Source organism: Agromyces sp. G08B096 (assembly GCF_040267705.1).
Taxonomy (GTDB): domain Bacteria; phylum Actinomycetota; class Actinomycetes; order Actinomycetales; family Microbacteriaceae; genus Agromyces.
In genome coordinates this window covers 2,787,787-2,801,450 of sequence record NZ_CP158374.1, presented here as the reverse complement: position 1 = coordinate 2,801,450, position 13,664 = coordinate 2,787,787, and the positions used below count along the sequence as shown (strand labels likewise).

Genomic DNA, 13,664 nt, shown 5'->3' with positions numbered 1-13,664 from the left:
GGAGTGGTGTTCCGGTCACGGGCGGACGGCGGCCTTGACCGCCTGGCGGGCATCCATCGACGCGTACGCGTCGCCGATGCGGTCGAGCGGGAACTCCGCCGAGAGGATCGGCGACGGGTCGAGCCGTCCGGCGAGCACGTCGCCGAGGAGGTCGTCGAGGTAGCGTCGCGCGGGCGCGACCCCGGCGCGCAGCGCGACGTTGCGTCGGAAGAACCGCAGGAGGTCGACGCGCTCGACTCCGTTCGGCACGCCGACGGAGCCGATCGTGCCGCCCGGCCGCACGACGTCGAGCGCGAGATCGAGCGCGCTCTGCGTGCCGGCGCACTCGGCGACGGATGCCGCGCCCCCGTCGGTCTCCTCGCGGATCGCGAGCGCGGTCGCCGGGTCGTCGGCGGCCAGCACGTCGGTCGCGCCCATCCGGCGGGCGAGCGCCGCGCGGTCGGGATGCCGGCCGACGAGCACGACCCGCTCGGCGCCCGCCCGTCGTGCCGCGAGCGCCGCGCAGAGGCCGACCGCGCCGTCGCCCACGACGACGACGGTCGATCCGGGGCGGACCTCGGCGAGGACGGCGGCGTGCGTGCCGGTCGCCATCACGTCGGTCAGCGGGAGGATGCGATGCAGCAGATCGGCGTCGGCCTCGGCGGGTACGCGGACGAGGGTGGCGTCGGCGAATGGAACGCGCACGGCCTCGGCTTGTCCGCCGTCGTTCGGGCCGCCCCAGAATCCGCCTCGCGGACACGAGGTGAAGACGCCGTCGCGGCACGCCGAGCACGTGCCGTCCGCGAAGGCGAACGGCGCGACGACGAGATCGCCTGGCCGGATGCCGACGACCTCGGTGCCCACCTCCTCGACCGTGCCCACCCACTCGTGCCCCATCCGCGCACCCGGCGCGAACGGCTCGAGGCCCCGGTACGACCACAGATCTGAGCCGCAGACGGCGGCCAGCTCGATGCGGACGATCGCGTCGTGGGGGTGCACCAGCCCGGGATCGGGCACCTGGGCGACGCGGACGTCCCCGACTTCGTGCAGGACGGCAGCTCTCATGGGAGTCCACGATATGCTTCCGATTCGTCGGGAGACCATCGCAGAACGACGTCGAATCGCCCGCGTGGATGTCGAATGGAAGGACTTCAGCCATGACTACGATCGATCCGGCGATCGATGCCCTCGACCTCGCCATCCTGGGCGAACTCGCCGCCGATGGGCGGGCCAGCTTCGCGGAGCTCGGGCGACGCGTCGCGCTCAGCCGGCCGGCGGTGGCCGACCGGGTGCGCCGGCTCGAGGCGGCCGGGGTCATCCAGGGCTACGGCGTCCATCTCGACCTCGCCCGGCTCGGCCTCGGACTGCGTGCGCACGTCTCCCTCCGTCCGCGTCACCGTTCGGGCGCCGGACCCGATCGCATCAGAGCGCGGCTGCTCGCGGTCGGCAACGTCCTCTCCTGCGTCCACGTGACCGGGCGGAACTGCTACGAGCTCACCATCGCGGTCCGTGACGCCCAGCACCTCGAGGCGGTGATCGAGCGACTGTCCGAGCTCGGCGACACCACCACCGGGGTCGTGCTCTCCGAGCCCATCCACCCGCGCGACGCGAACATCGGCGACTGGCTGGCATGAGGTGCCGGTGCTCGTGACATCAGCGGCTCTTGCCGAGGCATCCGACGCTCGCTAAGGTACCCACCGGGGGTATCAATATGACCGCTGCAGCCGCATCGTCCACCGTGTCCGCTCCGGCCCGCCGCACGTCGGCCGGGTTCATCGTGCTGCTCGTCGCCGTCGGCGTGCTCACCGCCGTGGGCCTGCTCGTCGGCGAAGGCGCGCGCGGCGAGGTCACCGCGAGCGTGCCCATGACGGCCGTCGGCATCGCCGCGCTCTGCTACCTCGCGGCCGCGGCCACCGGCATCCGCTGGATGGCGTGGCTGTTCGCCGGCATCGGGACGCTGCTCGTGTTCGGCGCCGAACTGCTCGATCTCCCGCGCTGGGTCGTGCTCGCCGTCGCCGGCGGCGTCTTCGCCGTGGTCGGCCTCGTGCGGAGGCCGGCCGTCACGCTGCCGCAGACGCTCGCCATGGTGGGCTTCTTCGGCGTGGCCGCCCTCGCGCTGCTCCTCGAGCCGCGCTTCGGGCTCGTCGTCGCCGGGGTCGCGCTCGCCGCGCACGCCGGATGGGATCTCCTCCACTACCGTCGCGACATCGTCGTGAACCGGTCCCTCGCGCTCTGGTGCCTCGGCCTCGACCTCGTGCTGGGCGGCGCGTGCGTCGTCCTCGCCGTCACCGGCTGATCCCGACCGCCGGCCGATCCCGGCTGCCGGCCGATCTCGACCGCCCGCCGATCTCGACCGCCGGCCGACGCCGCTCGCGCGGCTCGGCGCTCAGCGGTTCCAGCGGCGCAGCTTCTCAGGGTTGCGCATGATCCAGATCCGCGAGACCCGGTCGCCCGAGACATCCAGCACGGCGACCGAGTCGACGACCCCGTCCTCGGCGAACGCGAGCGTCAGCCCGTCGGCGGTCCGCTCGACGGACATCCGCATCGCCGGACGCTTCGACAGCGTGCCTACGAGGAAGCGGGCGACCCGGTCGGCGCCGAGCACCGGCCGGCGCACCGCGGTCGCGAGCCCGCCGCCGTCGGAGTGCAGCTCGACACCGGGGTCGAGCACCGCGACGAGCGCCGCCAGGTCGCCGCCGTCCGCGGCGGCGATGAAGGCTCGCACGACCGCGTCGTGCTGCTCGCGCGTCGCCGCCCCCGCGCGCCGTTCGCGGACGTGGCGGCGCGCCGACGTCGCCAGCTGACGGCACGCCTCCGGTGAGCGCCCGACGACCTCGGCGATCTCCGCGAACGGCATCGCGAACACGTCGTGCAGCACGAACGCCACGCGCTCGGCCGGCGTCAGGGACTCCAGGACGATGAGCATCGCTGTGCTGACCGACTCGTCGAGCGACACCCGGTCGAGCGGGTCGGTCGCCTGCTGCGCCTCGAACCTCGCGCCGGGCAGCCCCGACACCGCATGCCACGCGGACCCGGCCCAGCCGCCGTCGGCGCGGGGGAGCGGCTCGGGCATCCACTCGCCGACGTACCGCTCCCGGCGTGCGCGGGCCGAGCCGAGCGCGTCGAGGCACACCCGGCTCGCGACGCGCGTGAGCCAGGCCGCCGGGTTCTCGATCGCCTCCCGCTCGGCCTCGGGCAGCCGGTACCAGCGCGCGTACGTCTCCTGCACCGCGTCCTCGGCGTCGGCGACCGTGCCGAGCATGCGGTACGCGAGGCTCATGAGCTTCCCGCGCTCCTCGTCGAGCGCCGCCGGGTCGAACCCGCCACGAGTCGTCGTCATTCCGTCAGCCTTCCATCCCGGCGGTCCGTCCGCCTCACCTGAGACGACGACACGGATGCCGCGGATGTGAGCCTCACATCCCGGCGGGCTGCGTCGTCGAGTTGAATGAGCGAGCGGATGCCTCGCCCGCGGCCACCGCCGCACCGCCGAAGTGGAGAAGGAGCAACGCATGAGGATCGCCGTCGCCGGAGGAACCGGCACCGTGGGGTCGTACGTCGTCGAGGCAGCGCGCGGGCGTGGGCACGAGGTGGTCGTGCTGAGCCGGTCGGCCGGGGTCGATCTGATGACGGGGGCCGGGCTCGACGCCGCGCTCGCCGGGGTCGACGTCGTCATCGACACGAGCAACCGCCAGGCCACATCCGCGAAGGCGTCGACGGAATTCTTCACGACCGTGACGCGGAACCTGCTCGCCGCCGAACAGCGCGCGGGCGTGCCTCACCACGTCGCCCTCTCCATCGTCGGCGTCGACCGTGCGCCGTACGGCTACTACGCCGGCAAGCTCGCCCAGGAGCGCGCCGTCGAGGCCGGGCCCGTGCCCTGGACGATCCTGCGCGTCACGCAGTTCCACGAGTTCGCCGAGCAGATGCTCGCCGGCCTCACCGTCGCGGGACTGCACGTCGCGCCCAAGCTGCCGACCCAGCCCGTCGCCGCCCGCGAGGTCGGCGAACGGCTCGTCGAGCTCGCCGAGCGGGCACCGGCCGGTCGTGCGCCCGAGTTCGCCGGCCCACGCCGGGAGCGGCTGGAGGACATGATCCGCCGGTTCGCCGAGGCGACGGGCGTCCGTGGTCCGATCCTCGCCCTCGCGCTGCCCGGCAAGCAGTTCCAGGCGATGCGACGCGGCGAGGCCCTGCCGGGCCCCGACGCCGTCCTCGCGCGGCAGAGCTTCGACGAGTGGCTGGCCGAGCGGGCGGCGAGCCCTCGGGCCGTCCGATGAGATCGCGCGTCCTCGCCTAAAGCGCACGCGCGTTCAGGGGCGGCCCTGATCCGTGCGTCCCGCCGCGCGAGCACGATGTGGCTCATCAGCACTCCTGCCTTCGTGGAAGAAGGTGCGCCATGTCCACCGGCGACCGCCCCAGTGTCCTCGAGATCCGCATCCACGGCATCGCGAACGCCCCGCCCGAGGTGATGCTCGAGGCCGAGCGCGACGAGATCACCCGTCGCACGGGCGACGACCTCGGCTCCTTCTGGAGCCGGAAGGACGCCGCGCCCGGCGCGCCCGCTCCCGCCGCCGACCCCCGAGGCGGCGACGTCGACGCCATCGAGGCGTACTCGTGGGGCCGGCAGGCCCGGAGCGGAGGTGGCGCGCTGGCGGTGATCGGCCGGGTGTTCGTGCACCTGGGCTGGCTGTTCATCCTGCCGTTCGGGCTCTGCAACATCGCCTACTGGACGAGACGCATCCCCGTGCCCGAGCGCGCCGACGAGGCCGCCTGGGCGGCAGGCCGCGGCGCGGCGATGCTGCGGCTGTTCGGGCTCGTGCTCACGCTGATCTACGTCACCGCGTTCCTGTCGGTCGCGGTCGACCTGATCGCCGTGCAGTGCTACCGCGACGGCCGGGTCTGCGCCGCGCTGCCGGCCTGGCTCGACGGCCTCGGCGACCTCGATCGCGGGGCGAGGGCCGCGCTCCTCAGCGTGGTGCCGATCGCCGCGATGCTCGTGATCTACCTCGTCTCGCGGACCGGACGCGTGCGCTACGAGGCGAACGTGGCCGAGTTCACCCGCACGTTCCTCGAGGGCAAGCCCCAGCGGCGCCCGCTGCTCGCGACCGTCGGCTTCTGGTCCATGGCCCGGATCACCTCGACCAGCGAGCAGCTGCACTTCGCGGCATCCCTTGGGCTCGTGCTGCTGCTCCTCGGCTGGGATGCCGCGCTCGGCGGCCGCGTGACCGATCGGGAGCTGGGCGCCGACCCGCTCGCCGCGACCTTGGGCGGGTTCGCGGCGGCGAGCCCGTGGGCGCTGCTCGCGATCGCCGTGGGCGCCGGCGTGCTCATCTCCTCGGCCATCTGCGTGCTCACCTCGACCAGCCCGAAGGACGTCGCGGGCGATCTCGCCGGCCGGGTGCGTGCGCGGCTCGTGCTCGCGATCGCCGCGGTCGCCTACGTCGGCTACGTGGCCCTGATGCTCGCGTCGACGTCGCAGCGGGGCGGGGCGGATGCCTCGGCCTCGCCGGTGTTCACCGGGCTGATCACGACCCCGATGGTGCTCGTCGTCCTCGCCCTCGGGCTCGCGTACGCCGGCGCCGGGTGGGTCCGGGGCGTGCCGAAGGCGGTGTCGTTCCCGCTGCTCCTCGGCGCGCTGGTGCTGCTCGGCGCCGCCGAGCTCGTGCCCGATGGGGCGGACGGCCGGGCGCCCGCCGCGGTGTACTGGCTCGTCGGTGGATCGCTCGCGTGCGTCGTGGCCTACTTCGTCGTCGTGTGGACGCGCCGGGTCGACGTCCGCAGCGTCGGCTGGTCGGGGCAGGGCCCCGCGATCGGCATGCTGCTCGGCCTGCTCACCTCGATGGTCATCTCGAGCCTGCTCGTCATCGGCGTGAGCACCTGGCTCGGCACGCCCGCCTCGACGGGCGAGGTCGAGGACATCTGGCGGACGCCGCCGCCGGCCGGCCTCGCCGTGCTCGACGCTCCCGACGCGTACGAGCGGTTCAGCGTGGTGCTGGCCGTGCTCGCCATCGTGGTCGCCGCCGTCGGCGGCTCCGCCGCCGTGGTCGCGCTCACCCGGACGCCGCGGCTCACCCTGCCGCCCGTCGCCGGCGGCGGAGCCGCCGACCGCAACCTGCTCGGCATCCCGGTGCCCGATGCGCGCTACACCCGGCAGGAGGCCCGGGCCGACCTCACCGGGCACGCGCGTCGCGTCGTCGCCGCCCGTCGGTCGGCCACGATCGTGCACCGCGGCGAGGCGCTCATCGGCCTGGTCGCCCTCCTCACCGCGATCGGCTTCCTGCCGCTGGTGTCCTCCGACCTGTTCGACGCCGTGCGCGCCCTCGCGCCCGATGCCGTGCGTACGGGCATCCGGTCCGCCTCCGCGGCCATCCTGGGGCTCGTCGCGCTGGGCGCGGTCGCCGCCGTCGCGACCCGGGCGGCGTCGAGCGCGGAGCGTCCGCTCGCGCTGTTCTGGGACATCGTGTGCTTCTTCCCGCGGGCGGGGCATCCGTTCGCGCCGCCGTGTTACGGCGAGCGGGCCGTACCCGAGCTCACCGCGCGCACCTGCACGTGGCTCCGCGAGCGGAGCGGTGGCGGCACCCGCGGCGTCATCCTCGCGGCGCACTCGATGGGGTCGGTGCTCGCCGCTGCGACGGTGCTCGCGCTCTCGAACGAGGCCGACGTCACGACGCGCGACGTCGGCGCGGACGGGCGGGCGAGGTGCCGCGTGGAGGATGTCGCGATGCTGACCTACGGTACGCAGCTGCGGGCGTTCTTCAGCCGGTTCTTCCCATCGGTGCTCGGGCCCCAGGTGCTCGGCGTGCCGGGGTGCGCGGGGCCGTCGCTTTGGCGGGCCGACCCGTGGCGACGTCAGGTGCGGCGCGAGTGGCCGAGCGTCTTCCCGACCCCGGCAGGGGTTCGCCCGAACCCGTTCGACGAGGACGCGACCGACCTCACCGTCGCACGAGTGCTGGGCGTCGACGGCGATCCGGCGACGCCGGTGCGCTGGCGGAGCCTCTGGCGCCGCACCGACTACCTCGGCTTCCCGGCCTACGGCTACAACCCCGACGGCAACCCCGTCGACCGCGGTGCGAGCGAGCGGTCGCCGGTCAGCTACCTCTGGCAGGTCGCCCAGCACAACGACTACCTGCCGACCGAGCAGTACCGGCGCGCGCGCCGGGAGCTCGTGACCGCGCTCGGCAGCGAGGCCGGGGTGGCGGCCGAGGCGGAGGAGGCGGCAGCGGCGCGGGTGGCACCGCCGGCACCGACGGCGCCGCCGGACGAATTGGCCGGCGCCCGCGCGGGCGGCTAGCGCGGCGCGGCGGTGCTCCGGCGCACGACGAGCTCGGTGGGCACGAGCGTCGTGCCGCGCGCCTCGCCCGACTCGACCTCCTGCAGCAGCGCCTCGACCGAGCGCCGCCCCACCTCGCCGAAGAACTGACGGACGGTGGTCAGCGGTGGCCAGAAGCTCGCCGACTCCTCCATGTCGTCGAAGCCCACCACGCTGACGTCCTCGGGCACCCGGCGCCCCGCCTCGTGCATCGCGCGGAGCACGCCGAGGGCCATCTGGTCGTTGGCGGCGAAGATCGCCGTGACGTTCGGGTCGCCTGCGAGCACGTGCCCGATGCGGTGCCCGGACTCGCTCGACCAGTCGCCGACGTGCACGTCGGGAACGGATGCCCCGCGCTCACGCAGCACCTCCTCCCACGCCTCCCGGCGGTGCACGGCGGAGTACGACCGGTCGGGTCCGGCGACATGGTGCACCGTGGCGTGCCCGAGATCGAGCAGGTGCGCCGTGGCGAGCCGGGCGCCGTGCGCCTGGTCGGTGTCGACCACGGGGAACCGGTCGCCGGCGTTCGAGTCGACGATGACGACGGGGAGCCCGGCGGGCAGCTCGATGTCGCGTTCGTCGAGCAGGTGCGCCTCGACGATGATGATGACGCCGTCGACGGCCTCCTCGCTCAGCCGGTCGAACGCCACCGACACCTCGCCCCGCGTGGGGTGCGGCACGGGGATGAGCGTGATCGAATACCCCGCGTCGGTCGCGGCGGCCGCGACGGCGTCGAGGGTGCGCATGTTGCCGAAGCTGGAGAGCGTGAACATGATGACGCCGATGCTGTGGAAGCGACCGGAGCGGAGGGCCCGCGCGGCGCTGTTCGGCCGGTAGCCGAGGGTGCGCATGGCCTGGAGGACGCGTTCGCGCGTCTCGGGGTCGACGTTGCGCCGACCGTTCGCGACCCGGCTGACGGTCTGGCCCGAGACCCCCGCCTCGCGGGCGACATCGGCCATCGACGGGCCGCGCCGGCGGGCGGCGGCGTCGGGGGCCGGAACGTCGACCGTGGCGGAGTCGGCAGGGGTGCTGGTCATCGGGGGCTCCTTCGCGGCCGGTCGGCCTCGGAGCCAGACTGGCGCATGTTCACGTCAACATGCTACGGTGACCGCGCAGCATGTTGACGTGAACATGCATGATTGGATCGAACCCGCATGACGACGACGTCCCCGCCGACGACGGTCGCGGCGCCCCCGCCGGCACCGCGGCGCATCCGCACGAGGCAGCGCAGCGAGTGGAAGGGCCTCGCCTTCACGGCGCCCTTCCTGATCGTGTTCCTCCTGGTCTTCATCGCCCCAGTGGCGTACTCGCTCTACCTGAGCCTCTTCCGCGAGCAGCTCGTCGGCGGCAACGCCTTCGTCGGGCTCGAGAACTACGCCGAGCTCGTCTCCGATCCGCAGTTCTGGGAGGGCTTCGGGCGGGTCCTGCTCTTTCTCGTCGTGCAGGTGCCCATCATGCTCGGCCTCGCCCTCGTCGCCGCGCTCGCCATCGACTCGGCGAGGCTGCACGCCTCCGGTTTCTTCCGCATCGCGATCTTCCTGCCCTACGCCGTCCCGGCGGTCGTCGCCGTGCTCATGTGGGGCTTCATCTACGGCGACCAGTTCGGGCTCGTCGGCAACCTCAACGACTGGCTCGGGTCATCCGTCTTCGCGCCGTTCTCCCGCGACTGGATCCTCGCGTCGATCGGCAACATCGTCACCTGGGAGTTCGTCGGCTACAACATGCTGATCTTCTACTCGGCGCTGAAGGTCATCCCGGGCGACCTCTACGAGGCCGCCGAGCTCGATGGCGCCGGCCCGTGGCGGGTCGTCACCGGCATCAAGCTGCCCGCGCTCCGCGGCGCCATCGTCATCGCCACGATCTTCTCGATCATCGGCAGCTTCCAGCTCTTCAACGAGCCGAACATCCTGCGCACGCTCGCGCCGAACATCATCACCACGTACTTCACGCCCAACATGTACGCCTACAACCTCAGCTTCAGCGGGCAGCAGTACAACTACTCGGCCACGGTCGCGATCGTCATGGGCGTGATCACCGCGGTCATCGCCTACGTCGTGCAGCTGCGCGGCTCGCGGAAGGAGGAGCGATGACCACGCTCACCGAGGCCATGACCACGGATGCCCCGGCCGGCCGCCGCGGACGACGCGACACCGCCCGCCGCCCGGCGCGCTCGGGCCTCCGCCCCCGCAAGTCCGTCGCGTTCACGATCATGATGGCGATCTTCGCCGTATACGCGCTCGTGCCGCTGCTCTGGCTCGTGATCAACGCGACCAAGACGCAAGCCGGCCTGTTCTCGAGCTTCGGCCTCTGGTTCGACGACGACTTCGTGCTCTTCCAGAACGTCTGGGAGACGCTCACCTACAAAGACGGCATCTTCCTCCGCTGGCTCGGCAACACGCTGCTGTACGTCGTGGTCGGCGCGGGGGGCGCCACGCTCCTCGCGACCCTCGCCGGCTACGGCCTGGCGAAGTTCCGCTTCGCCGGGCGCCGCGCGATCTTCGCCGTCGTGCTGGGAGCGATCGCCGTGCCGGGCACCGCGCTCGCCGTGCCGACCTTCCTCATGTTCAGCCAGCTCGGGCTCACGAACACGCCATGGGCGATCATCATCCCGTCGCTCATCAGCCCGTTCGGGCTCTACCTGATCTGGGTCTACGCCGTCGACTCGGTGCCCACCGAACTCCTCGAGGCCGCCAGGATGGACGGCGCCGGCGAGTTCCGCACGTTCTTCACCATCTCGATCCGGCTGCTCGCGCCAGGCATCGTCACGGTGCTGCTGTTCACCGTCGTCGCGACGTGGAACAACTACTTCCTGCCGCTCATCATGCTGAGCGACCCGACGTGGTATCCGCTCACCGTCGGCCTCAATCAGTGGAACGCGCAGGCCACGGGCGTGAGCGCCCAGCCCATCTACAACCTGGTGATCACGGGGTCGCTCCTCACGATCATCCCCATCGTCGTCGCCTTCCTCGGACTCCAGCGGTTCTGGCAGTCGGGGCTCAGCGCCGGCAGCGTCAAGCAATGACGCGCATCCACCCACGCACCACGCACAGCACAAGGAAGTGAAAGGGACACCATGAGCACCTCGCGCTCCGCCCTGCGGCGCACCTTCACGGTCGCCGCGACCGCCGCCCTGGCGATCGGCTCGCTCGCCGCCTGCTCGTCCGGCGGCACCGACGCCGGCTCGGGCGACGCCACCGACCTCGACGCCGCCCTCGAAGCCGGCGGCGAGCTGACCTACTGGAGCTGGACTCCGAGCGCCGAGGCGCAGGTCGCCGCGTTCGAGGAGGCGTACCCCAACGTCGACGTCGAGTTGGTGAACGCCGGCACGAACACCGAGGAGTACACGAAGCTGCAGAACGCGATCAAGGCCGGCTCGGGCGCGCCCGACGTGGTGCAGATCGAGTACTACGCGCTGCCGCAGTTCGCCCTCTCCGACGCGCTCGTCGACCTCAGCCAGTATGGGCTCGACGAGCTCGAAGACGACTACAGTGCCTCCACCTGGGGCGCCGTGAACGTCGACGGCAAGCTCGTCGGCCTGCCGCAGGACTCCGGTCCCATGGCGCTGTTCTACAACAAGACCGTGTTCGACCAGTACGGCATCGCCGTGCCCGAGACGTGGGACCAGTACGTCGAGGCCGCCCGCCAGCTGCACGCGGCCGACCCGACGAAGTACATCACGAGCGACACCGGCGACGCCGGCTTCGCGACGAGCATGATCTGGCAGGCCGGCGGCCGCCCGTTCTCCATCGACGGCACCGACGTCACGATCGACCTCGCCGACGAGGGCACCCAGCAGTGGACCGGCGTCTGGAACCAGCTCGTCGAGGAGGGCCTGCTCTCGCAGACGCCCGGCTGGACCGACGAGTGGTACCAGGGCCTCGGCGACGGGTCCATCGCGACCCTCGTCACGGGCGCCTGGATGCCCGGCGTGCTCGAGTCGAGCGTCGCCGACGCCGCTGGCGACTGGCGCGTCGCGCCGATGCCGACGTACGACGGCACGCCCGTGACGGCCGAGAATGGCGGCGGCGGCCAGTCGGTCACCAAGCAGTCGAAGAACCCGGCACTCGCCGCGGCGTTCCTCCGCTGGCTGAACAACGACCCGGCCTCGATCGACGTCTTCCTCGAGTCGGGCGGCTTCCCGGCGACGACGAACGAACTCGAGGACCCCGAGTTCGTCGGTGCGGCGTCGGAGTACTTCGGCGGCCAGAAGATCAACGAGGTGCTCACGCAGGCCTCGAAGGACGTCTCGACCGGCTGGTCGTACCTGCCGTACCAGGTGTACGCGAACAGCATCTTCGGCGACACCGTCGGCCAGGCGTACGCGAACGGCACCGACCTGAACGCCGGGCTCGCCGAGTGGCAGTCGCAGCTCGTCGAGTACGGCCAGAAGCAGGGCTTCACCGTCTCCGAGTAGCGGACCCGCGCGGAGGCCGGCCGGCGCCCCCGGCCGGCCTCCGCCATTCACCCGCACCCGCCCGCCCGCCGACCGCGCCCTCCCGACCCACGACCAGAAACGGATGCCTCTCACGTGAGCGTCACCTCCCGCTTCGCCATCGGCGAGACCGACTTCGAGCTCGCCGGGCAGCCGGTCCGCATCATCGCCGGCGCCCTGCACTACTTCCGGGTGCACCCCGACCTCTGGGCCGATCGGATCCGCAAGGCGCGCCTCATGGGGCTGAACACCATCGAGACCTACGTCGCGTGGAACCAGCACGAGCCGCGGCGCGGCGAGTGGGTCGCCGACGACGGCCTCGACCTCGGCCGCTTCCTCGACCTCGTCGCGGCCGAGGGGCTGCACGCCATCGTCCGCCCCGGGCCGTACATCTGCGCCGAGTTCGACAACGGCGGGCTGCCGGCCTGGCTGTTCCGCGACCCCGAGGTGGGCGTGCGGCGTGCGGAGCCCCGCTACCTCGACGCCGTGTCGGCGTACCTCCGCAGGGTCTACGAGATCGTGGCGCCGCGGCAGATCGACGCCGGAGGCCCGGTCGTGCTCGTGCAGATCGAGAACGAGTACGGCGCGTACGGCAACGACCCGGCGTACCTCCGGCACCTGGTCGAGGTCACGCGCGAGGCGGGCATCACGGTGCCGCTCACCACGATCGACCAGCCGACGCCCGAGATGCTCGCGGCCGGCAGCCTGCCCGGGCTGCACCTCACCGGCTCCTTCGGCTCGCGCGCGGTCGAGCGGATGGCGACGCTCCGGCAGTTCCAGCCCACCGGGCCGCTCGTCTGCATGGAGTTCTGGTGCGGCTGGTTCGACGACTGGGGCTCGCACCACCACCTCACGGACGCCGCGGCCTCGGCGGCCGAGCTCGACGCGATCCTCGCGGCCGGCGGCTCGGTGAACATCTACATGTTCCACGGCGGCACGAACTTCGGTCTCACGAGCGGCGCGAACGACAAGGGCCGCTACGCGCCCATCACGACAAGCTACGACTACGACGCACCGCTCGACGAGAGCGGGCACCCGACGGAGAAGTACTTCGCCTTCCGCGAGGTCATCGCGCGCTACGCGCCCGTCCCCGACGAGGTGCCGCCGCCACGCCCGGCCGCGCCGGCGCTCGAGGCGCCGCTCCGCCCCGGCCCGGCGCTGCTCGAGGTCGCCGACGCGCTCGGCGAGGCATCTGATCACGACCGCATGCCGACCTTCGACGACCTCGCGCACGACCGCGGGCTGGCGATCTTCACGACTCGCCTCGACCGCGGCGGCCCGGCCACCCTCACCGTCGGCGAGGAGGTGCGCGACCGCGCCTGGGTGCTCGTCGACCGTGTGCCGGTCGGCGTGCTGGCCCGCGACGCGCACGAACGCGCGATCACGCTGCCCGAGGCGCGAGGCGAACTCGCCATCGTGGTCGAAGACCAGGGACGCGTCGACTACGGTCCCCGCATCGGCGAGCACAAGGGCCTCATCGGCGGGGTGCGGCTCGACGGGCTCGAGGTCACCGGCTGGCGGGCGAGGCCGCTCGACCTCCGGCGGCTCGCGGACGGTGCGCGTGGAGCGGGCGCCAGTCGCGACGCAGACGGTTCGGCGGCGCCCGGCCGCTTCGCCGCCGGACCGGCGTACGCGACCGCGCGGTTCGAACTGGATGCGCCCGCCGATCTGTACCTCGACACGCTGGACTGGGGCAAGGGCCTCGTCTGGGTCAACGGCTTCCTGCTCGGCCGGTACTGGCGCCGCGGTCCGCAGCGCACGCTGATCGTGCCGTCGCCCGTCACCAGGGCGGGGGCGAACGAGCTCGTCGTGCTCGAGTTCGAGGCGTTCGCCGACCCGGTCGTGCGGTTCGTCGCGGGGCCGATGCTGGGGCACACCGAGATCTGAGGCCGCCGCCTCCGCGCGCCGATCGTCGGCGGCGAGCGGCTCGGCATGGCGTGTCCGACC

General features: G+C 72.6%; 11 protein-coding genes. 8 read left to right on the top strand and 3 right to left on the bottom strand.

All coding sequences use genetic code 11. From position 1 onward, the window contains the following. Positions 1-15: 15 nt before the first annotated feature. Positions 16-1,044, bottom strand: coding sequence for an alcohol dehydrogenase catalytic domain-containing protein (locus ABIQ69_RS13420; RefSeq protein ID WP_350347625.1), 1,029 nt, complete (start codon positions 1,042-1,044; stop codon positions 16-18). Positions 1,045-1,136: 92 nt separating this feature from the next. Here ABIQ69_RS13420 and ABIQ69_RS13415 point away from each other — a divergent pair, with 92 nt between their 5' ends. Together ABIQ69_RS13415 and ABIQ69_RS13410 are read left to right on the top strand one after the other, a co-directional pair. Further along, on the top strand, positions 1,137-1,613 hold the full coding sequence (locus ABIQ69_RS13415; RefSeq protein WP_350347624.1) for an Lrp/AsnC family transcriptional regulator: 477 nt from the start codon (positions 1,137-1,139) through the stop codon (positions 1,611-1,613). Between the two features lie 77 nt (positions 1,614-1,690). Beyond that, positions 1,691-2,275: a hypothetical protein gene (locus tag ABIQ69_RS13410; RefSeq protein ID WP_350347623.1), complete on the top strand. Its 585-nt coding sequence runs from the start codon at positions 1,691-1,693 to the stop codon at positions 2,273-2,275. A gap of 90 nt (positions 2,276-2,365) precedes the next feature. Here the strand turns inward: ABIQ69_RS13410 and sigJ are convergent, their stop codons facing one another. Next, positions 2,366-3,319: an RNA polymerase sigma factor SigJ gene (gene sigJ, locus ABIQ69_RS13405; protein WP_350347622.1), complete on the bottom strand. Its 954-nt coding sequence runs from the start codon at positions 3,317-3,319 to the stop codon at positions 2,366-2,368. Between the two features lie 169 nt (positions 3,320-3,488). On the opposite strand from sigJ, the gene ABIQ69_RS13400 reads away from it, so the two are divergent. Both ABIQ69_RS13400 and ABIQ69_RS13395 read left to right on the top strand, forming a co-directional pair. Continuing rightward, a complete protein-coding gene (locus tag ABIQ69_RS13400; RefSeq protein WP_350347621.1) occupies positions 3,489-4,253 on the top strand; it encodes an SDR family oxidoreductase in 765 nt (254 codons plus the stop codon). 119 nt (positions 4,254-4,372) lie between these two features. Next, complete coding sequence (locus tag ABIQ69_RS13395) at positions 4,373-7,267, top strand: hypothetical protein (RefSeq protein ID WP_350347620.1); 2,895 nt, start codon at positions 4,373-4,375, stop codon at positions 7,265-7,267. Here ABIQ69_RS13395 and ABIQ69_RS13390 read toward each other — a convergent pair. Then, positions 7,264-8,322, bottom strand: coding sequence for a LacI family DNA-binding transcriptional regulator (locus ABIQ69_RS13390; RefSeq protein WP_350347619.1), 1,059 nt, complete (start codon positions 8,320-8,322; stop codon positions 7,264-7,266). The two genes, ABIQ69_RS13395 and ABIQ69_RS13390, sit on opposite strands and share 4 nt — an antisense overlap. Positions 8,323-8,439: 117 nt before the next feature. Here ABIQ69_RS13390 and ABIQ69_RS13385 point away from each other — a divergent pair, with 117 nt between their 5' ends. The 4 genes from ABIQ69_RS13385 (at position 8,440) to ABIQ69_RS13370 (ending at position 13,604) form a co-directional block, all read left to right on the top strand. Further along, complete coding sequence (locus tag ABIQ69_RS13385) at positions 8,440-9,375, top strand: sugar ABC transporter permease (protein WP_350347618.1); 936 nt, start codon at positions 8,440-8,442, stop codon at positions 9,373-9,375. A gap of 119 nt (positions 9,376-9,494) precedes the next feature. Beyond that, positions 9,495-10,307, top strand: coding sequence for a carbohydrate ABC transporter permease (locus tag ABIQ69_RS13380; protein ID WP_350350022.1), 813 nt, complete (start codon positions 9,495-9,497; stop codon positions 10,305-10,307). Between the two features lie 51 nt (positions 10,308-10,358). Beyond that, entirely contained in the window at positions 10,359-11,699 is a 1,341-nt protein-coding gene (locus ABIQ69_RS13375) for a sugar ABC transporter substrate-binding protein (protein ID WP_350347617.1), read from the top strand. A gap of 114 nt (positions 11,700-11,813) precedes the next feature. Continuing rightward, complete coding sequence (locus ABIQ69_RS13370; RefSeq protein WP_350347616.1) at positions 11,814-13,604, top strand: beta-galactosidase family protein; 1,791 nt, start codon at positions 11,814-11,816, stop codon at positions 13,602-13,604. Positions 13,605-13,664: the final 60 nt, after the last annotated feature.